Consider the following 24,229-nt stretch of genomic DNA (forward strand, 5'->3'; position numbering starts at 1 on the left):
CGGTTTTCGGGTGAATCAATCGGTGGCCGGCACGCGCGTGGTACGCCGCCGTTGCCAGCTTCTTTCGCTGAAATGCAGGTAGAGCAGCCCCGGCAGACCAAGCAGCAACTCGCGTGCACGCTTCGAAAGCGACAGCGCGAGCGCCGCTTCGGGCGGCAGGCCGACGAGCGGCGCAAGCAGCAGATAGCCGCCCTCCTGAACGCCGAGCGAGCCGGGAATCGCAAATGCGGCGCCGCGAATGGCCTGACCGATGCTTTCGAGCAGCAGCGCATCGACCCAGTCGACCGGGTGGCCGAGATAGCGCAGCGCGAGCCACACTTCCGCGGTGCCGACCATCCAGCCGGCCAGGCTCAGCATAAAGCTCGCGACGACGCGGCGGCGCTCGCTGTACAACGCCTGCACAGCCGCATCGACGGCGTCGGCGCGCATCGTCAGCGACGACCAGTCGCGCTTGCCGAATACCTTCGACATCGCACGCAGCGCCCGGCCGAAAAGACCGCGCCGTTGCGCCAGATAGAAGCCGGCCACCATCGCGCCAAGCACCGCCGTCGCGATGGTCGCGGCCGTCTCGAGGTTATGGAACGCGCCGTGCGACGCGAATGCGCCGAACAGAAGCAGGCCGAGCATCGCGAAAACGAGCTGCGCGATGGCCTGCAAGGTCGTGCTGACGGTGATCGCGGCGGCCGCGTCGCGCATCGGCATGCCACGCTGCGCGAGCTGGCGCACCATCATCACGGGGCCGCCGATCTGGCCGGCCGGCAACAGGCTGTTCACCGATTCGCCGATCCAGCGCGCAAACACCGCATCGCGTTCAGTGACCCGATCGCGGCGCTTGTCGAACAGCACGGAAATCGCGCCCGCGTCGAGCACGAGCGGCAGCAGATGCAGGACCGCGACAAGCGCGAGGCCCCAGCCTGCCGTCAAAAGCGTCGATGCGACGGAGCCGAAGCCCTGCCAGGCGAGCAGCGCGACGAACAGCGCGCCGCCGATCGTCAGCAGGATCATGGCGGCCCGAGTCACGCGCGCCCTCCGTTATTGCCCTTATTGCCGCCGCCGGCAAGCTGGCGAAATACCTGGCGGAAACCGAAATAGGCAATCGCGTCCTTGAAGTTCGAAATCACGCGGCGCCACGGGCGCATGTTCGGATCGGTCACGTACTCGAAGGTCAGCGACACGCGCATGTCGTTGTCTTTGGCCGGCGTGATGCGATGGCGCAGCGTGTCGCCGTCGAAGAACACGAGGCCGCCGGGCGGAATCTGCACCGAGCCGGGGACGTCGGCCACGTCGGGATTCTTCGTGTGCAGTTCGTAGTCGAGACGGCACGACGACTCGTCGATCACGCCGAGCAGCAGCGTGTAGCGGCGGCCGTCGTAGTACGACGTGTCGTAGTGCCAGCCGATATGGTCGCCGGCGCGCGTGTAGTAATAGAGCGCATAGGCATGCGGGTCGTCGTCGGGCGAGACGAGCAGCTTGTCGCCGGTCAGTTGCTCGAGCCAGCCGATCAGTTCCTTCGACCGGTATAAATCGGCGATAAACGGCGCAAGCCGGTCGATCGTGTGACGGCTGACGCTGCCGCCCTGCTTGTGGCCCGGCAAATAGTTGCGGTTGACCTCGCCGAGCAGCCCGCGCGCGCTCGCGATGAGTTGCGCGGTCACCTCGGGCGCGAGAAATTCGTCGAGATACAGAAACGAGCCCTGATCAGCGAACTGTTTGCGCAACTGCGGATTGTCGAATGCGCGCACACGGCTTGCGACCGATTGATCCGGGTCCGGAACGGCCGCTGCCGGCGGCGAGCCGGCAGCGAGAGATGAAGCTTGCATTGCGAGGTACGGTCGTTCGGCTGACGTGCTCATCGGCTAACCCACATCTGACTGGCTTCCTGCTTGGCTTCCATCAGCGGACGGCTGCGACGCACGACGCGCCGGTGATCGACCACGACCCAAGCGGCAAAGAGCGGCGCGCCGATCGATGCGGCGATCAGAAACGGCGTGACACCGCCAAACAACGTGACAAGCGGCAGCAGATACAGCACGTCTTCCGTTTCGAAGCCGCCGACCGATGCCTGCCTGGTGCCGGCCTTGCCTTCCATTTCCTCGATGCGCATGCGCAGGAAAAAGATCAGCGCAACCGCAACGCCCGCGACGCAACCGAGCAGGAACGGCGGCACGCTGACGCCGATCCAGCTCTGCACGTTCGCCGCGTGCACGCCGTAGCCGATGCCGCCGAACAGCAGCACGGTCACCAGTGCGTCCGACGCGAGGTCGTAAAAATGACCGATACGGCTCGATTTGCCGCTGACGCGGGCCAGCTCGCCATCAGTGTGATCGACGAAGTTGGACAGGATGATGAAGAACGCACCGAGATTGGTCCACCCGTAACCGCCGCGCGCGAGACAAAGCGCGCCGGCAAGGCCGATCAGCAGCCGGATGGTGGTGAGATGGTTCGGTGTCACGCGAGTGTTGACGAGCGGCATGATCAGCCGTCGCGCCAATTTGGCGTCCCACATTCTGGGCGGCGGAACGTTTTTAGGCGCCGCTGATAGGGGTTCTTTCGATGTCATAACCCGGCAATATATACGGGAATGAAGTTTCATGCGCGCATTTGTCTTCATTCTGTTGGTTTCGGCTGGAACGACCGCCCAGCATCGCAAGCAGGAATTGACAAAGGCGGCTAAAGTGCCGGCTTTCTTGCCGGGTTGTTGTGAAATTGTCGGGTGACCTCACATGGCGTTGAGTATTGCGCCGGCTCCGCCAGACGTCGGCTGGCGAACCCACACAATGCGGCGCGTACCGCGTGCATTCGACCAAAAACATGAAACGCACCTTCAGTCTCTTTTTCGCGGCGCTTATTGCCGCCGTCACGGCAGCCGCACCGCATGTTTCACGCGCGGCCGAACTCGATGCGGCCCTGGCTTGCGGCGAGTCCGCGCACCGCTTCATCGGCGACCTCGCGGACCAGCAACTGATCGATCCGGAGCCAATGCGCGTCGAAAGCAATTCGATCAATGCGTTTCAGCCGGCGCGTGGCGAGCGGCTCACGGCATTCGGATTCAGCGTCTTCGCGGTGGTCGGCTATGAGCAGGACGATCCGCTTTTTAAACGCGGCAAGGGCGAGCCGCTGGCGAAGTCGGCATACGGTGCAGTGGTGTTCGGCAATACCGACAAGGTACAGGCCGTTGTCACCGAAGCGGGCAGCACCGCGATCGTGCACCACGTCGGCCCGCATATCACGGCGATCTTCTGCAAGCGCAAATAGGCGATCTTCGTACGCCGGATAGAAGCGTTCGTCAGATCGAGCCTCGCTGAGCCCTGCAGTGCGCCGACCCGCCCACGTTGTCCACAGCTTCGTTGAATAACAGTGTGGAGAACCTGCGCACACGAGCGCTAAGCCTCGGCCGGCAAACGGAATTTTTTGCGCCGCGCACAAACCGTGCAAGCGCTAGAATCGTCGCGCCCCTTTCTCCACCGCTCTTCACTGCCGAGGCCGACTGATGGAATACGATCCGCAGAATCCTTTCGCCCGCATTCTGCGCGGCGAGTTGCCTTCACTGCGCGTGTACGAAGACGACGCCACGGTCGCGCTGATGGATATCATGCCGCAGGCCGATGGGCACGTGCTGATCCTCACGAAGGAACCCGTTGCTGAAGTATTCGAACTGTCCGCGGAAGGCGCGGCCGCTTGCATGCGCACGACGCAAAAGGTTGCACGCGCGGTGCAGGCTGCGCTCAATCCGCCGGGTGTCATGATCGCGCAGTTGAACGGCAGCGCGGCCGGGCAAACCGTACCGCACGTGCACTTTCATGTGATTCCGCGTCACGCGGGGCTCGAACTGAAATTGCATGCGGCTCAGGCCGCCGATATGACGCAGCTGCGCGAGCTTGCCGACCGGATCAAGGCCGCGATGCCGCAAGACGATTAAGGATGCCTGCGGGGCGCTTAAACCGTTGGAGGCGCTTAGGGAACCTTTAGCGCCCGCGCGATGCTGAAATGTCCCTGACAATGACCCGCCGTATTTACTGTCGATTGCCCTTTATTGCGCTTTCCGATACGAATCGTTTATTTCGCATCGAATCGGTCATATCCGCAATAAATACCAATAATGAAATAATTGAAATGTGATCGGCAAAAAAACGCGGCCCGAAAGCCGCGTAAGAAAGTACAGATAAAAAAGACCACCCTTGGTCAAGGGGCACCTTAATTGTATGCGCATACTGCTCTAACGGCGACTGCATAAGGTGGAAAAGTTCTTTGCCAAAAACCACACGAATAAAGTGACGGCTTTCCGATTGTCGAACTCTTACTCATCTTTCGCGAAAGCACGGCACGTCGCGCCTGAGCAACAAGCTCAGTATTGACACGCGTGTCAATCGCCACTGCTCCACACGATTTTCCCTTTGTTTAAACGTACTTACGACGATTAATGGCGCTATTCCGAATTCCGGAACGAATTGTTGCGCGATATGCAGTTAGGGCTTGGAATAATCAGAATAAACTTCGCTTCGGATCGTCTGGCGGCCGCGCGGATCGGCGGTATGCACAGTTTCAACGCGATTCTCTACGCACTGTCTCGGAGTTTACAAACCATGAAAAAAAGCCTTTTCGTTGCGAGCATCATGGGCGCGTTCATCGCGCCGGCCGTATATGCACAAAGTAGCGTGACGCTGTACGGCACGCTGGACGCCGGTCTCGTCTACTCGAACAACCAGCGGGGCCATAGCAACTGGCAGGAAGCCAGCGGCAGCGTGTCGAACACGTATTTCGGCTTGAAGGGCAACGAAGATCTCGGCGGCGGTCTGCATGCGATCTTCACGTTGGAAAGCGGCTTCAACCTGAACAACGGCCAGTTCACGCAGAGCAACAACCTGTTCAACCGTCAGGCATTCGTTGGTTTGCAGAGCAACCAGTACGGTACGGTTACGCTCGGTCGCCAATATGACTCGATGGTCGACTTCCTCGCCCCGCTGTCGGCAGCGGGCGGCGGCTACGGCAACAACCTCGCGGCCCACCCGTTCGATAACGACAACCTCGACAACTCGTTCTCGGTTCAGAACTCGGTGAAGTACACGAGCGCGAACTACTACGGCCTGACGTTCGGCGGCCTGTATGGCTTCTCGAATCAGGCTGGCCAGTTCTCGCAGAATCGTGCATGGAGCGCGGGCGCGTCGTATAACAACGGTCCGTTGAACATCGCTGCGTCGTACTTGCAACTGAACAACGCGGGCTCCAATGTGACGGGCGCGATCTCGGTGCAGAACGGCAACGCGAACATCGCATCGAACCAGCAGCGCACGTATGGCGCGGGTATCGGCTACACGTACGGTCCGGCTACGGCAAACTTCGTCTATACGCATACGCAACTGGACGGCGTGCAAGGCATCAACTCGGGCGGCTTCGTGCTGCCGGGCGTGACGGGCATGAACCTGCATATGGACAACTACGAAGTCAACGGCCGCTACGCGCTGACGCCGGCGTTGAGCCTCGCGGCTGCGTACACGTTCACGGACGGCAAGGTGACGGGCACGGCGAACAACGGCGATCCGAAGTGGCATACGGTGTCGCTGACGACCGACTACTCGCTGAGCAAGCGTACCGACGTGTATATCGAAGGCGTGTACTCGCACGCATCGGGCCAGCTCGGCGATTTCGGTGCGAACGTCGCGACGATCAACACGCTGGAGCCGTCGTCGACGGGCAACCAGGTGGCGGCTGCGGTGGGTCTGCGTCACCGCTTCTAACGAGCTTGATGCCGCGCTTGGCAAGGGCGGCCTGAAGGCGGTTTGAAGGCGGTTTGAAATAGGGCAGCGATACACTGCGCTGCACCGATGAACGCGCGCGTCTTGACGACGCGCGCGTTTTTTTGTGTCGATGCGGCAGACCGGTTACTGAATGTAAACCGTCTTTTCGCCGCGCTTCGATGCGTGTGACAATCGCGTCGGCACCTATATTCAAACGAGCCCATGATGAAAAAACTTCTTCTACTCGCACCGCTCGCGTTCGTGGCGGCCTGCGGTTCGTCTCGCGGACCCGAGGGCGCGGGCTCCGGCACGATGGTCTATGTGTCCTCCGCTCGCCAGACGTCGGATATTGCGCGTTGCCTCGATAGCCGGCTGTCACGCGTGCATACGTCGAAGAACAACGGTTCGACTGAACTCACGGTGGGATCGTCGTCGAACGGATCGTATTTCATTACGCTGACGCCGTCGCGCGGCGGATCGGTGGTGAAGGTCACGCGCGGGACGTCGGACGATCCGCCTGAAGAGGAACTGCGGTACGCGATCGCGCGGTGCACGACGTAATCGCAGCTGCATGGCTTCACGTGCTGCGCATCATGCGACCGGGTGGGCCGCGGGGGTGGTCGCCGCGGCGATCGTTGCTCATTCGGGTGCGGGTGGACCGCATCATGTGTGGATTGCAATTGCGTTTGCCGCAGGCGTGGCCGGTAGCACGGCGCCGGATTGGCTTGAAGTGGCGTGGTGGTCGCGCACACGCAGACTGTGGATCACGCATCGCACGGCGACGCACTGGGGTGCCGCATGGACTGCGCTATTGGCCGCTGCGTATCACTGGCTTGGACACGGCCCGCTTGCCGCTGCGTTGTTCGGATTTGCGTGCGGTGGTGTCATGCATCTGCTCGCCGATTGGCCGAACCCGCTCGGCGTGCCGTGGATCGCTACGCGGCATTCGTTGAACTGGTGGAACAGCGGAAGGTGTGACTTATTGGTGGTTGGGGCGGCCTGGATGGGTGCGTGGTTTGTCGTGACGCGTTTGTGGCTGCATGGGTGGCATGCGGAACACTGGTTGAGGGGACTGGGAGTGGGTTAATGATTTTTGCCCCGCTTGCGTTGCGATTCGTTGTGCGACGCTTTGGCGCTGCACCTGATATCCGCGCCCTTTCCACGCCTTATGGACGTGGTCCTGAGCGATCTTGCGATGCAATTAACCGCGGATGCTCGACACAATCGCATACGCACCAATCGCCGCTAAGCGCCGACTTCCGGCCGTCCGGACCTTGATCTCGGGCACCTCCTCCGGCGCAAACAATCCGGCCCGTAGCATTGCATTTCGGGCAGTGGACCGGGTCGCCCTCGTAAGCGACGGCGCGGTTCCGGAGCATGTCACGTTTCGAAGTCGCGGATACGCGGCCACCAGCTGTGGTGGTGTCGCCATGGCAGATGTCGTGGCGGAGGGTCATGGTGTTCTCGCTGTTGTTGGTGACCGGTTAACGATCAAATCATGAAGTCGGCAGTCGCGACGCGGTGCCACTACCCAAACTCTGCGTCGAAGCGCGCCGCTTCCGAGCGAAGCGCAGGATTTCCCTCCGTCACGCTTATCGACGTCATAGCTCGCCTTACGATGTAGTCGTGGTACATGCGGTTTGTCGCATCGCCGGTCAATCCGGAAATCCCTGCAATAAAAACTCAAAAGGAAACTTTCGCTCAGCGCCCGCTGCGCGCCAGTACCCCGAAAACTTGCCATGGTTAATCGCTCCACGGAATAAGCCTGATTCATCGCCGTCAGGGCTTGCGAGCTCCCTTAGAATTATCGAACCGTCGTCCTGTATCTCACCGCGGATCTCGATACAATCGTCGTTGTATTGCGCATACCGATAACATCCCGACAGGGACGTTCCCTGTCTATGGATACTCATGATCGAAATCGCCTGCGTCCCTACCGCACCTGAAAATTCATAGTCTTCACCATCGAGAATGCTAGTGACGGGTCGGCAAGCAATCGATTCAATCGAGAGATCGCCATCCTTGCTTGAACTTGGCAAATAACATGACCCCAGCGAATGCATCTCTTTGGCCGACGAAACGGCAAACAACGGATCAGGCCAACGCGACAGCTGAACAGTCGAGAACATCGACTCTGAAAATTGACCATATAAACGGTCCCAAACCAGTTTATCCAATTTGTGGTCTTTGACATGTATCTTTCGCATCACCCACCGGTTTCCTAATTCTCGTGAAGATGCCATTAGAGAAATCGAAGCCAGATATGCAACGTCCATCCTCCATTTTTCGCCATCCCATTTCAACGGAACGACAAGTGTGGATCGATCGTTCAAGAGCGACTGGCGCACCATCGCATAATGCCCCTGCTTTCCGTACTTCACGATCGACACAAAAGCCAACATGCCGACCTCACCGATCCCACTAGCCACAACTCCATTTGTGTCCCGCTTCAGCAGTGAACCTTTAACGTCCATGTACAGGGCGCAGGATGCATTATTTGCACCACAGTGAATTCCCGCGTTCGAAACAGATGCATGCATAAAAATCAAAATTGCAAGGATTCTTTTCACAAACATCGCCTCAAGATCTTCTCGAATTTTTCAGCGTATTCGGCAATGATTGCCTGCTTGTCCGATCCGTTGATTATTCTTCGAGCTTTCACATAATCGAAACGGTCATTAATCAAATAATCCGAAAGCTTTTTCCCCGTGAATTTCCCTTGCAACATGCCCTCAATCATGATTAACGCCGCGTTTTCCCAGTCAAGCGCCGCATCCGGATCGCTTATCAGATCAACACCCGTAATTCTCGAAAACACCCGGTAATTGTTTTTCCATGTGATCTGCACCAACCCGCGCCCTCGATATTTGTATCCGTCGCCCACGGCGTCATTGCCGAGAGCGCGAGCTACGTCGGGGGACTTTGCCGTAGCTCCCGATCCATAGAGAATTTCTGAATCGTCGTACGATCTGATTTCGACAACAGGTCCAAAAAATGTTTGCGTCCTAAAATCGTACGATTCCACACGCGCCGTAGCTAACATATAAGCGATGTATTCGATACGAAAATCGTCGTGCGCAACAACGTATAGTTCGTTTATCCAGATCAACAGAGTCCGGAGATTATTTTCTGATTTCTGCGCCAATAACGATAGTTTGCTTTTTTGACTACGTTCGTCTGCATACCAGCCGAAATCCGAACTATGAGCCGCCTTATAAATAACGAGGAACCTGTCTATATCTATGCGCCTTCTGAATGCAAAATTCCCCACCAGCGCAACCGGATGAATATGCTGCACAACCGGACTGTCCGGAAACCCCTCAACCTTCCCCTTCACCTCATCCCACCACTGGAGCCTCCTCACCCGCTCCAGTTCACACGTCCAGTTCTCAGGTGAATTACGCATGAACGGCGTTAGTGCCTCCCAGCGCTCGATATTCCCGCCCCACTCGCTTCCATAGCGCAGCACCACATGCGCAAGCTGACTCGCCGCCTCACGCTGGAGCATTGCCTTATGGATCATTTTCGCGGTCACGATATTCCGGCCATCCGTATCGCGATCCGGCTGACTGCCGTCTAACGCCGGCAGGCGCGCAATGACCTGTTCCACTCTGCGCAGCAGCGTACTGGCATTAACCGTGTCCTTCGAAGTTGCGTACTCGGGGTGCTCACGCAACTGCGCCGACTGCGTCACCACGAGATTGCGCTGGAACGCATCGGTGAGCCTGATAGCCGTCGCATCCACCATCTCAAAGCCGGGCCATGCCCACGGGCTTTCCCACCTCGTAGCGGCATGGTCCTTTTCACAAACCCATCGCCACGTGCGTCTACCGTTTCCCGCAGGCACGTTCAGTGCCCACCAGTGCACACCCTGATCGTCGACCACGCGACGATCGTCCGCGAGACCATCGAGATACGTACGCGGCAGGATCATCAACTGATCAATCGCTGGCTCGGTGATCGACTTCATCTGCAGCGGAAACCGCTTCCATGCGCGAAGACCCTTGGGCGCATCCAGCTTGTCCTTATTACTGCGCTCGATCCAGATTGGCTTCCCGTGATCGGCCATAAAACCCGAAAAGCGGTCATACCTGCGAGGCTGCACCTTCATCCACGGCCCGCTCGCAGGACTATCGGCAGCGGCCATCAGCTTTTCCATCGGCTCGCCGTCCTGCTGCACCACGATGTCCGGTTCCATCTCCGTCACCAGCCTGGCGCCCGGCTCGATCATCAAGATCGTGCGGTCGCTTGCGGGCAGTTGCGCAGCCCGCGCGCGGCTTTTCGCGAGGAACGCCGCAAACTCGTCGCCCGCGAACACTTCCATATGCACGAGCGGCCGCACTGGCTTGGGCGGCAGCGGCGTCGAATGTTCGTAGTCGAGAAACTGACCAATCTGTCCCAGCAACGTCCCGGCCTTCACGGCAATCGGCATTGGCGGAATAACGACGCGGTCCACGCCTTCAGGCTCGCGCAGCGGTTGCTGCTCATGCAGGTTGATCCAGCCGAATTCGCCTGCGGCACCCTGCTGACCTCTTTGACCACCGCTACCGTGCTGCGCCCGTGCGTCGTTACTGCGCAAGGCGATGACGTTGCCTGAGCTAACGGCCGTGACACGTCCCCATTCGCCGCGCCTTTCGCCAACCGTCACTTCGCTGTTCTCCGGCAGAAAAGCCGTTTTACTACCCGCGGTGAAGCGCCCTTTCAACGCGCCAGCCTGTGGCGCCGTATAGACGAAGGCTCCGGACGCACGACTCTGCTCGCAACGCTCCTTGCCCGTCACCCGATACGTATCCACCCCAAGCCACCAGCCCGGTCGCGCGAGCTTCGGGTCTGCTGCATAAGTGCTCCAATCCGCCATATGCAAGGCCAGACTGAAAAACGTCAGCGTCTCATCGGCAGGCTGCGGCGCGGTGGTACCGGGCGCAAGCGGCAGCGTCATGCGATGACGCGTGAGCACGAAACCCGTCGAATAGAGCGCCCACCTCGAACCATTCGTGAACTGAAGATGCGGATAGGCGCGGTCCAGCTTGTACGCAACGATCTCACCGTCGACAATCAAACGCACACCGCCCGACTGATCGACGCTTGATGCCGACTCAGCTCCGAAATGCACGCCGCCGTGCGGAAAGCCATTCACCGCAAGCGGGAAGTACCCGTCGTTCATCATGCCGAGTGCGTGATAAAACGTCTGCGGGTCGGTCTCTTCGCCGCCGCGTTTGCATGGAAACGGATAGCACCACTTGAGCAAGGGCGGCCTCACCGGTTTCTCCGTGTTCGCCGTCTGCGCAGCGGAAGAATGCGGATGGGGTTGCGCATGCCCCTGCGGATGCGCTTTCAATTGCGTAGTCATGTCGAGGATGCGATAAGCGGCGTTGCGTTAAAACGATCAACCTGAAAATTTCGAGCCATGGCCGTCGAGATCGGCTAGCTCATTCGCATGCGGCAGCGCAGTGCGAGTCACCGTCCCATCCGGATCGACCCTGCTCCACGAAACAGCGCGCTCGACGTAATCTCCCGGCGTCGCGTGCGTAATGCCGCGAGGTGTGATCCGGTAGTACGAGCGTCCGCAGCGCATCAGGATTTCCTTATCCGCATCGATCAGCACACGCCCTTCGGTGCTGCGGATATGCATGTCTCGCTGTGACGCGACCTCGAGCTCATCGCTTTGCGCCTGAATCCGCACCTTGCCTCGCGCCGCGATCAGCTTGATGCCAAGACTTTGCGCAAACAGCGACAAGACCTCGCCCGCTGCAATCGCGATATGCTTGATCGCACTCACGTTGAATGCGGACGACGTCGCCACGCTCACATCGCGGCGCGCCGATACCATCACGGGTCCATCAGTCGCCATGCCGATGCCGTTCGGAGCGGACATCGCGATCACCGCCTGTTTCAGGCCATCGAGTTCGTCCTTGAGCCAGCGGTTTTCCGCCTTGACGTCAGCGATCTCGGCTTTCGCCTGTGTCGCGACATCGGCGAGCGCTTGTGCCTGGGCCTGCGTCAACGCGAAACGGGATGTCGCGTGCATAGTATCGGCCTGCTCACCAAGCGCCCCACCCTGCTTGTCGGCCGACAGATGCAAACCGTCACCGCCGCGCACATTCCCCTTTAAATCGGTCCGCAGCTCAAACCCCGCCCCCCGCACATTCCCATCGCGATCGACCGTATGCCCAAGATTCAGCTGCGACTTGCCATGCTCGGTCGCAACCTTGATATGCTCCGCGCCCTTGAAGTTCTCGAATTCGATCGTGTTGTTCGAACGCGTGCGCAGCGTGTCGCGCGCATCCCAGGGCCGGCCGGCGACGATCGGGTCCATGTCCTGCGCCGTGTGCAACACCTGGCTGATATAAGGCAGATCCGGATTGCCCCACATGAACGAGACCGTCACGACCGTGCCCTCGACAAGCCCGAAATGAAAGCCCGTACGCCCCGCGCCCGCGAACGGTTTCGCGAGCCGCATCGGGCAACTGTTCAGTCCGGGCGTGCGCGGGTCGCGGTCCAGATGGAGGTCGACGATGTAGCGCCCCTGTTCGTCGATATAGGGGTCCTGGTAGCCGCCGGTCGACGCGATGCGCCCGGTCACCACGCCTTGCACCCTGGGCCACGTCTCTTCAAGCAGCGGCAGACGGTAGAACCGGTCCGACGGAATGGCCGTGAACCCGACGCGATAGCCTCTGCCGCGCGATGCGCCGCACGTCACGCGCACGGCGAGCAAGCCGTGTTTCGCGTCGGGCAACGCGCGATTCGATAGCTTCAACACGCTGCCCGGCGCGAGGTCGAGCATGTCGCACGTGCCGCGATACTCGATCTGCGCGGCGCGCGATGCTTCGCCGCGCAGCTGCGCTTCGGCCGCGGCCTGATCGGCGCTCAGGTACGGCGGGCCCCAGATATAGGCTTCGCCCGATGTGGTGGGATCGTCGCGAATCTCGTAAGCCCCTTCCACCGGCTTGTCCAGCACGCTTTCGGCGCTGAACGTGCGCACCGTGTAGCGTGTCGCGATGGTCGTCGCGTGTATCTCGAGCGAGTCGACCGATTCGACGCCATTGCTTTGCATGCCGCTGAACGGCTGCCATACGACATTGAGTTTCGGGTCGCGCCGGTAATGCGTGAGGTCGTCGCAAAAGCGCACCTTCTCGCAACGCTTGCCTTCATCGCAGACATACCAGAGCCCCGAGCGCCGACACAGCCGTGTGATAAACGCGAGGTCGTCCTCGCCCCACTGCATGACAAACTCGCGTTTGCGATAGGTGCGATACAGCGTCAAATCGAAATCCGCGAGCAGCTTGTCGAAGCCGTTCTCAAGCAGAATCTGCGCGATGATTTCAGGGTCGCTCCGATCGACAAAGAACCGGCATTTCGGGTTGTGACGCAGCAGCGCCATGCGCGACTCCAGCACCACTTCATAACTGGATTCGTCGCGATTGCTGTTCAACAATGCAAAGCCGGTCGTGACACCGAACACGCGTCGCTCAGGCTCGGGGTCGCGCCACGGCTGCTGCGGCGGCTGGATAATGAAGGTTGCCGGCTTGTTCAGATATTCGTTGCGCGCCAGGTCGTGGCGTGGGTGCGTAAAACGAATCACATAGCGCGTCGGCTCGCCGATCGCGCGTTGGCCCTCGAACGAAAACACGTCGGCCTGCGCGCAACTGCGCGATTGCGGTATATCGAGGCGGTAGTACTGGTGGTGTTGCGCGCCCGGACGCGGCTGCGCGTCGAGCGTGGCCGATGTCGGACTCACGAGACTCTTTCCCCTTCAACGTTAGCCTCAAGCTAAATATCGCCTGACTGGTTGAAGCGGATGATACGTTCCGTTCGCTGCGCGTTGATCGATGCGCACACAATTTGACAACCACCCTAAGAACGTCTGATAAGCCCACGCAATTGAAGCATCGAACTTCAGAATGAATAAGTCGCGGTTGCGAGAGAGACGAGGGTTATCAACAGATCCGCTTGATAAGCGTGTGCATAACCTGCGCATGACTCGCGCAAGTGCTTGAAGCATCGGGGATTCGTTACCGTGCTCGCCATGCGGCAGCGCGTGCCGTCGTGCGTGTGCCTGCGGCTCGCGTTATCCACAGTTCGGCTTGATAAGCCTGTGGACATCCTGCGCAAGACTGCGGCAACTCCTTGATGTGGTTGATATTCATCTTCCGCGCGTCAAACCGTGCACGTGCGCCGTGCATGGCCCAGGCGGCGTTCGCTGTTCAAACAACGTTCTTCTCGACAAACGGACGGTTCGCGAGTACACGGTCGAAGCCAAGCATCGACAGATCGAGCGTCGTATAGCGCCCGTGCAGGATCAGTTCGCTGACGCCGCGCCCGGTCGCTGGCCCTTGCTGCAAGCCATGTCCGCTAAAGCCGTTCGCGAAGATGCAGTTCTCGACGTCGGGATGCAAACCGATAATCGCGTTCTGATCGAACACGTTGTATTCGTAGTAGCCGGACCACGCATGCCGTACACGCAGCGCCTCGAACTGCGGCACGCGATGAGCAAGCGCGGGCCAGATCACATCGTCGAAGAGCGCATGGTCCACCTGATCGAGCGGCAAATCGTCGGGGTCGTTGTCCGTGCCGGGCGACGTGCCGCAAATATAGCTCTGCCCTTCCGGACGAAAGTACACGCCGCTCGGGTCGATCAGCAACGGGCACCGTTCGAGCCGCGCCGGCGAACTCACGTTGAAGATGCTGCGGCGACGCGCATACACGGGCAGTTCGATATCGAGCATCGTCGCGACGCGGCGCGACCACGCACCGGCCGCGTTGACCACCGTATCGCACGGGTACGCGGTGCCGCTCGCGGTCACCGCTTGCGTCACGCGCCGGCCGTCGCGGATCAACGCGGTCACGTCGTCGGCGATGTACCGCGCGCCAAGTGCCTGCGCCTTTTTGCGCAGCGCCTGCACGAGCCCGTAGCCGTCGAACCAGCCTTCGCCGCTTTCGCCGAGCGTGCCCGCCGCGAGGTCTTCGGTATTGAGCCAGGCAAAGCGCTCCGCGAGCGCGCGTTGCTCGAGCAAACAGATATCGGCGCCAAGCCGCGTTTGCAGCGCGTGATTGTCGCGCAGCGTGGCGAGGCCGGCCGGCGTCGCCAAAAACAGATAACCGCCTTCGTGAAGATCGATCGACGGCTGCGTACCGTCGACCGCGAGCCGTTCGCCGATCGAGCGCAGAAATTCGATACCGAATAGCGACATCTGCACCGACAGCGGCGTTGAGAACTGCTGCCGGATCGACGCGGCCGACAACGCCGACGATGAGCGCGCGTAGCTCGGATCGCGCTCGATCACGGTCACGTCGACGCTCGGATCGGACACGCGCAGAAAGTACGCGACCGAACTGCCGATCACGCCTGCGCCGACGATAACGACTTTCTCCTTCACGCGCCGCTCCAACAGTGACAGCATGGATAAAGATGACTGCGGTGACAAAGATGCCCCCGCGCGCGCATCAACCGAGATTGAAATCGATTCCTTGCGCAAGCGGCAATGCGGACGAATAGTTGACGGTATTCGTCGCGCGGCGCATATACGCCTTCCACGCATCGGAACCGGACTCGCGCCCGCCGCCGGTTTCCTTTTCGCCGCCGAACGCGCCGCCGATTTCCGCGCCGCTCGGCCCGATGTTCACGTTCGCGATACCGCAATCGCTGCCCGAGGCGGACAGAAAGCGTTCCGCTTCGCGCAGATCGGTGGTGAACACGCACGACGAAAGCCCATGCGCGGCCGCGTTATTCGCATCGACGGCTGCGTCGAAATCCTTGTAGCGCAGCACATAGAGAATCGGCGCGAAGGTTTCCTTGAGCACGACCGCCGTCTGCGACGGCATTTCGACGATCGCGGGACGCACGTAGTAACCGCCCTCGTGGCCTTCCACTTGTACGCGCTCGCCGCCCGTCACCGTGCCGCCTTCGGCACGCGCCTGTTCGAGCGCGGCCTGCATCCGCTCGAACGACGGCCTGTCGATCAGCGGCCCCATCAGCGTGCCCGTTTCGAGCGGATCGCCGATCGGCACTTTCGCATACAGTTGCTTCAGGCTGTCGACGGTCATTTCATACACGCTTTCATGCACGAACAGCCGCCGCAGCGACGTGCAGCGTTGCCCCGCCGTGCCGACCGCCGAAAACAGAATCGCGCGCAGCGCGAGTTCGCGATCGGCGCTCGGCGTGACGATGCCGGCATTGTTGCCGCCCAGTTCGAGCAGCGAGCGGCCGAAGCGCTTTGCGACTTCGGCGCCGACCGTGCGGCCCATTTCCGTGCTGCCGGTCGCGCTGACGATCGATGCACGCGGATCGGCCACGAGCTTTGCGCCGACGTCGCGGCCGCCGGTCACAATCGCCGCGAGCCCGGCCGGCGCATCGCCGAATTCGCGTAATGCGTCGTTCAGAATCTGATTCACCGCGAGCGCCGTCAGCGGCGTTTTCTCGGAAGGCTTCCACACGACCGCATTGCCGCACACGAGCGCGAGCGCCGCATTCCACGACCACACGGCCACCGGAAAATTGAACGCCGAAATCACGACGCAGGTGCCAAGCGGATGCCAGGTCTCGGCCATCCGGTGACCGGGCCGCTCGGACGAGATTGTCAGGCCATACAGTTGCCGTGACAGACCGACTGCGAAGTCGCAGATGTCGATCATCTCCTGCACTTCGCCAAGCCCTTCCTGCAGGATCTTTCCGGTTTCAAGCGAAACGAGGCTGCCAAGCGCCTGCTTCTTTTCGCGCAGCCGGTTACCGAGCAGGCGCACGAGTTCGCCGCGCCGCGGCGCGGGCACATTGCGCCACACCGCAAACGCCTCTTTCGCCGCGGCGAGCGCCGCATCGACTTCCGCCGCCGAGCGATTCGGCGCGCGGCCGATCAGTTCGCCGCTGATCGGCGAGTGCACGGCGATGTCGCCCGCTTGCACCGCTTCGGCAATGCCGAGTTCGGCGAGGATGGTCGAGGCGTTCATCTTGGCTCCTTTGAATTTCCAATACGAAACAAAAGACGGTCCGACGACTATACACGCGGGGTTTTATGGCGGCAAGGCGATTGACAGCATCGAAGACTACAGGAGGTAATGCACCGCAAATCAGTGGGAACAAGGGTTTTCCCGAATGACAGAGGGCGGAGGGATAGATGCTGCACTCGACTTTGCGAGGTGGCGGAAGAACTGTTTCCTATAGGAAATTATCCTGCGGCTGCAAACCGGATCCCAGCGGCATCGGGTGCCGCTATGCTCGCGGAAAATGCAGCTCGAAGCGCACGATACTCGGCGCCGGACACGACACCGACGCGCTGCCGCCATGCAGATTCATGATGGCCTTGACGATCGCGAGCCCCAATCCGCTCGACTCGGTAAACCGGCTGCGCGCCGCATCGGCGCGATAGAAGCGGTCGAACAGACGCCCCATCAGATCCGCCGGAATCTGCCCGTCGTTTTCGACGACGATGATCGAGCCGCGTTCGCCCTCCTCGCCCTTCAGGCGAACGACCGTATCGTTCGCGCCGTAGCGCACCGCGTTGACGACGAGATTGTTGATCGCACGCCGGCACAGCATCGGGTCCGCGAACAATGCGCCGCGCGCGTCGACGTTAAAGCGGATGCCGCGCTCGTCGGCGATTCCTTCGAAGTACTCGGCGATCTTGTTGAGTTCGTCGGCCAGCGCGACCGGCTCGCGCGCGATCGCGAGCGCCGCATGATCGGCGCGCGCGAGAAACAGCATGTTTTCCGCGAGATGGCCGAGCCGGTTCAGCTCTTCGAGATTCGATTCGAGCGTTTGCTGATACTCATCGACATCGCGCGTTTGCGCGAGCGTCACCTGGGTCTGGCCGATCAGCACATGGACCGGCGTGCGAATCTCGTGCGCCAGATCCGCGGAAAACTGCGAAAGCCGTTGATAGCCCTCGGCAAGCCGATCGAGCATCGCGTTGAACGCGTCGGTGAGCTGCCGCAGTTCGGCCGGCGCCTGGCGGCTGTCGAGGCGCACGGAGAGACTCGTCGGATTGATCTGCGCGGCACGCATCGCAATTTCACGCACCGGGTGAAAGCCGCGCCGCAATACGCCGTGTGCGAGCAGGATCGCCGCGAGCGCGCCGGCCAGCGTTGCGAGAATGATCCGGTCGCGATACTCGGCGAGCACATGCGCCTCGCTCGTCAGCGGATGGCCGGCAATCACGGTAACCGGCTCGCCGTCCTCGCGGGCGAGCGTCGTTGCGTAGGTCCAGTGCACGCGCACGCCGTCGGGCAGCGATGTTTCAGTGATATCGGCAAGGCCCGGCTGATGCGCGCGCGAGTCGCCGAGATTCGGCACCGGCACATGGTTCGGATTGACGTCGATAAACGGCGCCTCGCCCGGCCGTCGAAAAATCAGCACATCCTGCTCGGCGCCGAGCATCGATTCGAACAGCAGCGGCCGCGCTTTCAGTTCGTTGACGGTGTACATCTGCCGCGCGAGCCGGCTGAAATGCTCGACACGGCTCATCAGCGCGATGTCCGCGCGATGCTCGAGCGCGACGCGCTGCGAGTGGTAGAAATACGCGCCGAGCGCGGCGGTCACCGTGCACGCGATCAGCGCAAACAGCACCGTCGTGCGAAAAATCAGCGAACGCGTCGTCCAGAGTCTCATGAGCCGTCGTCGAGCGTGTAGCCGATGCTGCGCACCGTATGAATCAGCTTCTTTTCGAACGGGTGATCGATCTTCGCGCGCAGCCGCTTGACCGCCACGTCGACCACATTCGTATCGCTGTCGAAGTTCATGTCCCACACTTCCGATGCGATCTGCGTGCGCGATAGTGCCTCGCCCTGGCGGCGCACGAGCAGATGCAGCAGCATGAATTCCTTGTTGGTCAGCGGAATCTCGACGCCCTCGCGGGTCGCCTTCCGGCGCAGCACGTCGAGTTTCAGGTCGGCCACCTGAAAGACATCGCTTTCGCGCATCACCCCGCGGCGCAGCAGCGTGCGAATGCGCAGCACAAGTTCGGTGAACGAAAACGGCTTGACGAGGTAATCGTCCGCACCGAGCTCGAGCCCGCGAATACGGTCGTTGACGTGGTCGCGCGCGGTCAGGAAGATCACGGGCACGTCGCGCTTCGTGCGCAGCGACCGCATGATTTCCCAGCCGTCGACGCCAGGCAGCATCACGTCGAGCACGACCAGGTCGTACGGATGTTCGAGCGCCATGTGCAGGCCATCGGTGCCGGTTCGCGCGAGGTCGACCGCATAGCCGCTTTCGCGCAGCCCTTTCTTCAGATAGTCGCCGGTCTTCGGATCATCTTCGATCACGAGAATGCCCATATCGCCTGCTGTCATCAATTTGCCTCCCGGGATTCTATGCCGCGCTCAGATAACGTTCATGACGTTTTTGTCATCCATCGGTCACCTTGAAGAGCGAATCAGGCCATTACGCTGAACAAATCCTCAACAACCGATAAGGCAACAGATGAAGCTCGTTTCAGGCGGTTTCATGCGCGGTATCGTCGCACCGGCGCTCGTGGCTGGCGCGTTTCTCGCCGCAGGCCCGGCTGCCTACGCGCAGAACGCGCAGCAGCCGACCGGCGTGCGCGGCACGATTACGTCGTTTGCAGGCGACGCACTCAAGGTGCATACGCGCGACGGTAAGGACCTCGACGTGAAGGTTCCGCAAAACACGCCGATCCGCGGGGTCACGCTTGCGAAGATCAACGAGATCAAGGCGGACAGCTACATCGGCACGGCTGCGGTTCCGCAGGCCAACGGCACGCTGAAGGCGCTTGAAGTGCACGTGTTCCCGGAAAGCATGCGCGGCACCGGCGACGGTCACCGCCCGTGGGATCTCGGCGGCAACAGCTCGATGACGAATGGCACGGTCGGCAACGTGGTGGTCAGCAACGGCCGCACGATCACCGTCAACTACAAGGGCGGCGAGAAGAAGATTTTCGTGCCGGAAGACGTGCCTATCGTCAATCTCGAACCCGGCGACCAGTCGCTGCTCGTGCCGGGCGCAAAGGTCGTACTCTTCGCCCACAAGGAAGCTGACGGTTCGCTGACGGCGAATTTCATTTCCGCGGGCAAAAACGGCGTCACGCCGCCGATGTAAGCAATGCCGCGTGAGCGGCGACGCTGTCGCGCCTGGCAGCAATGGAACGCGCGGCAGGAACAACGCCGGCCGCCTGACCCGCTCGCTTCGGGAATGGCCGCCGGCGTCGTGGTTTGATCAATCGAACCTCAATCGATTCAAGCGGGAAACATTCGATGGCAGAAAAAGCGCCTAAGGGCACGCGCACGCAACGCGTCGTCGTGCATTCGCTTGCCGTGCGCGTCACGCATTGGGTCAACGCATTCGCGATGGTCTGCATGGTGATGAGCGGCTGGGCGATCTACAACGCGTCGCCGCTCTTTCCGTTCCGGTTCCCCGAATGGGCGACGGTCGGCGGCTGGCTCGGCGGCTCGATCGCCTGGCATTTCGCCGCGATGTGGCTGCTCGTGGCAAACGGCATCGTCTATCTGACGCATGGCCTCGCGACGCGGCATTTCCGCAAGCATTTCCTGCCGGTCCATCCGCGCGACGTGCTGCGCGACTTCGTGCGTGCGGCGACGTTCCGTCTGCCGCATGAAACGGGTGTCTATAACGCCGTGCAGCGGCTGCTCTATATCGTCGTGCTGCTGCTGGGCGTGCTGCTTGTCGCGTCGGGGCTCTCGATCTGGAAACCCGTGCAGTTTTACTGGCTCGCCAACTTCTTCGGCGGCTACGACTTCGCGCGGCGCGTGCATTTTCTAGCGATGGCCGGCGTGGTCGGCTTTGTCGTCGTGCATCTCGCACTCGTCATGCTGGTTCCGCGCACGCTGCCGTCGATGATCACCGGGCGCGCGCGCCGCGTCGTTCATGGAGGCACCGACGCATGAGTTTTCCGCACAAACCAATCGACAATAACGCTGGCGCGATACGTGATGGCGCGCACAGCGATGGCGGACCCCGTGATGGCGCGCCCCGCGATTCCCGTGCGCAACCGCTGCGCGAGCGCATCGTGCTCGCCGATCACAAACCGCAGATCGAACGCGCCGAACGGCGTCTGTTTCTGCGCTCCTCCCTGTCGCTGGGCGCGCTCGCCATGCTATCCGGCTGCAACATGCAGGACGGCGATTCCGTCGATAAGGTCTTGTGGGCCATGTCGCGCTGGAACGATCGCGTGCAGGCATGGCTCTTCAACCCGAACCGGCTCGCGCCAACCTACTCCGCCAGCCAGATCACGAAGCCGTTTCCGTTCAACGCGTTTTACCCCGAATACAACGTGCCCGATATCGACGGTTCGGATTACGCGCTCGAAGTGTCGGGTCTGGTCGCGGACAAAAGCGACTGGAATCTCGCTCGCCTGCGCAAACTGCCGCAAACGTCGCAGATCACGCGGCACATTTGCATTGAAGGCTGGAGCGCGATCGGCGAATGGCGCGGCGTGCCGTTTCGCACCTTCCTGCAACGCATCGGCGCCGATACGAGCGCGCGCTACGTCGGCTTCAAATGCGCGGATCACTATTACACGAGCCTCGACATGGCCACCGCGCTGCATCCGCAGACCCAGCTCACGCTCGACTTCGGCAGCGAGCCGCTGCCGCCGAAATACGGCTACCCGCTGAAGCTGCGCGTGCCGACCAAGCTGGGCTTCAAGAACCCGAAACATATCGCGGCGATCTTCGTGACCAACGAATATCCTGGCGGCTATTGGGAAGATCAGGGCTACAACTGGTTTAGCGGTTCGTGATGTCCCGCGCGCGCATGCCCGATTGATTCGTGCCATTGGCTCGCACCGCGGGCGCGATTCAACCGCTTGTTGTGAATTGGCCCCCTTCGTGCAATTTCATTTCGCTGGAATATCGGTACGCTTACGGCTGTTCAGATAGACGACATGCGTGTCAAGAATGCGCGGCACGGTCAATCCTTATTCATGGCAGGCAAATCGGATTGCGCTTACGATTTGCCCGAATAGCCCATGACCTCCGCCGTCCGGCATTCTTGCTCCCATTCGCGCACAGCGTGTCAGCGCGAGCGATACCGTTTGTTTTTTCCTTGAAGCCCAGCGAGTCCACCATGTCCGATGTCCTGACCAGAATCATTGCCGTCAAGCGCGAAGAAATCGCCGCGAACCGGCAAGCGAAGCCGATCGAGGTATTGCAGCGTGAAGGCGCAGCGCAGCCCGTGCGCGACTTCGTCGGCGCGCTGCGCGCGAAACATGCGAGCGGCCTGCCCGCCGTCATCGCGGAAGCCAAAAAAGCCAGTCCGTCCAAAGGCCTGATTCGCGACCCGTTCGACCCCGCGCAGATTTCCGCGTCGTATCAGCGGCATGGCGCGGCCTGCATGTCGGTGCTGACCGACCGCAACTTCTTCCAGGGCTCCGCCGCCGATCTGAGCGCCGCGCGCACGGCCTGCAATTTGCCCGTGCTGCGCAAAGACTTCATGGTCGACGCCTACCAGTTCCACGAAGCGCGTGCGATGGGCGCGGACTGCATTCTGCTGATCGCCGCCGCGCTCGAACCTGCGCAGATGCGCGACTTCGAAGCGCTGGCGCATTCGCTGAACATGGCTGTGCTGGTCGAGGTGCATTCGCGCGAAGAACTCGATGTCGCGTTGACGTTAAAAACGCCTCTGGTCGGCATCAATAACCGCAACCTGCGCACATTCGAAGTGACGCTCGACACCACGCTCGGCATGCTGCGCGACATTCCGGACGATCGGATCGTCGTCACCGAGTCGGGCATTTTGCGTCCGGCCGATGTCGAAAGAATGCGCGACGCGGGCGTCGACACATTCCTTGTCGGCGAAGCGTTCATGCGCGCGGAAGATCCGGGCGCCGAACTCGCGCGGTTATTCTTCAACGCGTAATTTAATCGCGTCGATTAAAAATTTCTAATTCAATTCCTGAAACAATCAACGCAGAATCCCGCTGCCGGATGTCGCCATCCGGCGCGCGCAGCACTAAACAAATCATCCTTTGGCACTAAACAAACCGCCAGAAATGAATGTACAGGGCGTAAAGCTCGCGAGCGCCTGAGCATCTTTAAGATGCCTGATTCGTTCGTCTCCATCGCATTCGCCGTCTTTAATCCCAGCCCTAATTGAAATGCGCCCGCGACGCTGCATCCAGGGCTGCGCTCGGCTATACTGATCCGCTTGATTGCGCGCTGAACGACGCTCACCGCTTCACAAGCGCGGCTTGGCGTCGAAAGGTCCTTGCGGGTCTTGACTCGATGCAACTCATCGGGCAATCACCGCGAGAACCGAAGGCCGAGCCAGGCTGGAAATTATCGATGGCAAAAACGTTCGACTACCTGAACAAAGTGCTGCGCGCGTCGCAAGCCGGGTGGGCTTCTCCATCGCTGCTGCTGCGTTACGCGATCATCGTCGTTGCGATCGGCGGGATTTCGTTCGCATATGCGTTCTCCGCCGGTTGGGTCGGTTGGCCTGTGCATCGCGCGCCGCTTTCCGCCACGCGCGTCGTCAATGCATTCGAATCCGTTACCGGCCCGCACCCGGGTTTTCGCCGTAACCACGCTAAAGGCATTTGTGTCACCGGCCGTTTCGAAAGCAACGGCGCGGGCGCCGCACTTTCGCGCGCACACGTGTTTGCGCCTGGCGTGGTTCCGGTCGTAGGACGCTTTTCGGTGCCGGGCACCAATCCCTCGGTAGCCGACGGGGAATCGCGCCTACGCAGCTTTGCGCTGCGGTTCGCGGTTCCGGACGGTGAGGAGTGGCGCTCCGCGATGAATTCGGCGCCGATCTTTTCCGTCAGGACGCCCGATGAGTTTGTTGCGGAACTCGCGGCGCATCGCGTGGACAAAGCTACCGGGAAGCCGGACCCCGCCCGCACCGCCGCGTTCGAGCAGCAGCATCCCGAAGCACGCGCATTTCGCGAATGGACCAGAGCGCATCCCGCTTCGTCGGGCTTCGACAACGCCACTTACTACAGCGTCAGCGCATTCCGCTTCGTTAAAGCGGACGGTACTTCGCAATACGTGCGCTGGAGCATGGTGCCTGAGGCGGCGTACCAGCCCGTCGATGCGAAGCAACGACGCGATCCGGATTTCCTCGCGCATCGGCTCGTCAAGACGCTGGGGCTGGGTCCGCTGCGTTGGCATCTGGTTCTCGCGGTCGCGCAACCGGGTGATGCGATCAACGATGCAACCAGGGTCTGGCCGCAAACGCCCGATCGCGAGCGCATCGATGCGGGCACACTGGTTATCGATCGCGCGGCGGCGCAAATCGATGGCCCGTGCCGCAACATCGATTTCGATCCGCTGATTTTGCCGGTCGGCATCGAACCGTCCGCGGATCCGCTGCTGGCTGCGCGCTCGGCCACGTATATGGAGTCGTTTTACCGGCGCATGTCGGAAGAAGTTCGTTACGCAAGCAAACGTTAGCCTTAGAACAAGCAATGCTCAGCAGACTTTATTACGAGAAGTTAAACTCGCATGTTACCGTGCGCTCCCGCGCAAGGCAGCAGCAGCAAGCGTCGCCTTGGACGACGCGTTTCGATTACTACAAGGGACAA

21 protein-coding genes are annotated in these 24,229 nt (G+C 60.9%); 10 read left to right on the plus strand and 11 right to left on the minus strand.

From position 1 onward, the window contains the following. Window positions 1-15: 15 nt before the first annotated feature. Genes ACYPXD_RS05025 through ACYPXD_RS05035 form a run of 3 tightly spaced genes read right to left on the minus strand, consistent with a single transcriptional unit; the run spans window position 16 to window position 2,506 of the window. Window positions 16-1,020 (minus strand): flippase-like domain-containing protein, encoded by a 1,005-nt coding sequence (locus tag ACYPXD_RS05025; protein WP_459708154.1) that lies wholly within the window; start codon window positions 1,018-1,020, stop codon window positions 16-18. After that, entirely contained in the window at window positions 1,017-1,853 is an 837-nt protein-coding gene (locus ACYPXD_RS05030; RefSeq protein WP_459708156.1) for a HalD/BesD family halogenase, read from the minus strand. Before ACYPXD_RS05030 ends, ACYPXD_RS05025 begins: the two co-directional genes overlap by 4 nt. Continuing rightward, window positions 1,850-2,506 carry a CDP-alcohol phosphatidyltransferase family protein gene (locus ACYPXD_RS05035; RefSeq protein WP_459708158.1) on the minus strand — a complete coding sequence of 219 codons (657 nt, stop codon included), beginning with the start codon at window positions 2,504-2,506 and terminating at the stop codon, window positions 1,850-1,852. The genes ACYPXD_RS05030 and ACYPXD_RS05035 overlap by 4 nt, the downstream gene beginning before the upstream one ends. A gap of 305 nt (window positions 2,507-2,811) precedes the next feature. Between ACYPXD_RS05035 and ACYPXD_RS05040 the strand changes: the two genes are divergently transcribed. From ACYPXD_RS05040 to ACYPXD_RS05060, 5 genes are all read left to right on the plus strand, one after another. Then, window positions 2,812-3,255: a hypothetical protein gene (locus ACYPXD_RS05040; RefSeq protein WP_459708160.1), complete on the plus strand. Its 444-nt coding sequence runs from the start codon at window positions 2,812-2,814 to the stop codon at window positions 3,253-3,255. Between the two features lie 235 nt (window positions 3,256-3,490). Further along, a complete protein-coding gene (locus ACYPXD_RS05045) occupies window positions 3,491-3,919 on the plus strand; it encodes an HIT family protein (protein WP_459708162.1) in 429 nt (142 codons plus the stop codon). A 664-nt stretch (window positions 3,920-4,583) separates the two neighbouring features. Then, window positions 4,584-5,735, plus strand: a complete 1,152-nt coding sequence (locus tag ACYPXD_RS05050) for a porin (RefSeq protein WP_459708164.1) — start codon at window positions 4,584-4,586, stop codon at window positions 5,733-5,735. Between the two features lie 225 nt (window positions 5,736-5,960). Next, window positions 5,961-6,296 carry a sugar ABC transporter ATPase gene (locus ACYPXD_RS05055; RefSeq protein WP_459708166.1) on the plus strand — a complete coding sequence of 112 codons (336 nt, stop codon included), beginning with the start codon at window positions 5,961-5,963 and terminating at the stop codon, window positions 6,294-6,296. Window positions 6,297-6,306: 10 nt separating this feature from the next. Continuing rightward, on the plus strand, window positions 6,307-6,822 hold the full coding sequence (locus ACYPXD_RS05060; RefSeq protein WP_459708167.1) for a metal-dependent hydrolase: 516 nt from the start codon (window positions 6,307-6,309) through the stop codon (window positions 6,820-6,822). Window positions 6,823-6,901: 79 nt separating this feature from the next. Here ACYPXD_RS05060 and ACYPXD_RS05065 read toward each other — a convergent pair whose 3' ends face one another. The 8 genes from ACYPXD_RS05065 to ACYPXD_RS05100 form a co-directional block, all read right to left on the minus strand. After that, complete coding sequence (locus ACYPXD_RS05065; RefSeq protein WP_459708168.1) at window positions 6,902-7,192, minus strand: PAAR domain-containing protein; 291 nt, start codon at window positions 7,190-7,192, stop codon at window positions 6,902-6,904. Between the two features lie 198 nt (window positions 7,193-7,390). Beyond that, the gene (locus ACYPXD_RS05070) at window positions 7,391-8,305 is read right to left on the minus strand and encodes a hypothetical protein (RefSeq protein ID WP_459708169.1); all 915 of its coding nucleotides are present in this window, start codon (window positions 8,303-8,305) and stop codon (window positions 7,391-7,393) included. Next, window positions 8,302-11,085: a lytic transglycosylase domain-containing protein gene (locus ACYPXD_RS05075; RefSeq protein WP_459708170.1), complete on the minus strand. Its 2,784-nt coding sequence runs from the start codon at window positions 11,083-11,085 to the stop codon at window positions 8,302-8,304. Before ACYPXD_RS05075 ends, ACYPXD_RS05070 begins: the two co-directional genes overlap by 4 nt. Before the next feature lie 36 nt (window positions 11,086-11,121). Then, window positions 11,122-13,473 (minus strand): type VI secretion system Vgr family protein, encoded by a 2,352-nt coding sequence (locus ACYPXD_RS05080; protein WP_459708171.1) that lies wholly within the window; start codon window positions 13,471-13,473, stop codon window positions 11,122-11,124. Between the two features lie 466 nt (window positions 13,474-13,939). Beyond that, complete coding sequence (locus ACYPXD_RS05085) at window positions 13,940-15,112, minus strand: NAD(P)/FAD-dependent oxidoreductase (protein WP_459708172.1); 1,173 nt, start codon at window positions 15,110-15,112, stop codon at window positions 13,940-13,942. 67 nt (window positions 15,113-15,179) lie between these two features. Continuing rightward, a complete protein-coding gene (gene amaB / locus ACYPXD_RS05090; protein ID WP_459708174.1) occupies window positions 15,180-16,679 on the minus strand; it encodes an L-piperidine-6-carboxylate dehydrogenase in 1,500 nt (499 codons plus the stop codon). A gap of 262 nt (window positions 16,680-16,941) precedes the next feature. Then, window positions 16,942-18,336 carry a heavy metal sensor histidine kinase gene (locus ACYPXD_RS05095; RefSeq protein ID WP_459708177.1) on the minus strand — a complete coding sequence of 465 codons (1,395 nt, stop codon included), beginning with the start codon at window positions 18,334-18,336 and terminating at the stop codon, window positions 16,942-16,944. Beyond that, window positions 18,333-19,004 carry a heavy metal response regulator transcription factor gene (locus tag ACYPXD_RS05100; protein ID WP_459708442.1) on the minus strand — a complete coding sequence of 224 codons (672 nt, stop codon included), beginning with the start codon at window positions 19,002-19,004 and terminating at the stop codon, window positions 18,333-18,335. The genes ACYPXD_RS05095 and ACYPXD_RS05100 overlap by 4 nt, the downstream gene beginning before the upstream one ends. 145 nt (window positions 19,005-19,149) lie before the next feature. On the opposite strand from ACYPXD_RS05100, the gene ACYPXD_RS05105 reads away from it, so the two are divergent. From ACYPXD_RS05105 to ACYPXD_RS05125, 5 genes are all read left to right on the plus strand, one after another. Further along, complete coding sequence (locus tag ACYPXD_RS05105; protein WP_459708179.1) at window positions 19,150-19,785, plus strand: hypothetical protein; 636 nt, start codon at window positions 19,150-19,152, stop codon at window positions 19,783-19,785. 155 nt (window positions 19,786-19,940) lie between these two features. Further along, window positions 19,941-20,591, plus strand: coding sequence for a cytochrome b/b6 domain-containing protein (locus tag ACYPXD_RS05110; protein WP_459708182.1), 651 nt, complete (start codon window positions 19,941-19,943; stop codon window positions 20,589-20,591). Further along, window positions 20,588-21,445, plus strand: coding sequence for a molybdopterin-dependent oxidoreductase (locus ACYPXD_RS05115; RefSeq protein WP_459708185.1), 858 nt, complete (start codon window positions 20,588-20,590; stop codon window positions 21,443-21,445). Before ACYPXD_RS05110 ends, ACYPXD_RS05115 begins: the two co-directional genes overlap by 4 nt. Window positions 21,446-21,771: 326 nt before the next feature. After that, window positions 21,772-22,563, plus strand: a complete 792-nt coding sequence (gene trpC / locus ACYPXD_RS05120) for an indole-3-glycerol phosphate synthase TrpC (protein ID WP_459708187.1) — start codon at window positions 21,772-21,774, stop codon at window positions 22,561-22,563. 425 nt (window positions 22,564-22,988) lie between these two features. Further along, window positions 22,989-24,098: a catalase family peroxidase gene (locus tag ACYPXD_RS05125; RefSeq protein ID WP_459708189.1), complete on the plus strand. Its 1,110-nt coding sequence runs from the start codon at window positions 22,989-22,991 to the stop codon at window positions 24,096-24,098. The last annotated feature ends 131 nt before the right edge of the window (window positions 24,099-24,229 follow it).

The sequence above is a fragment of the Paraburkholderia sp. 2C genome, from assembly GCF_054589215.1.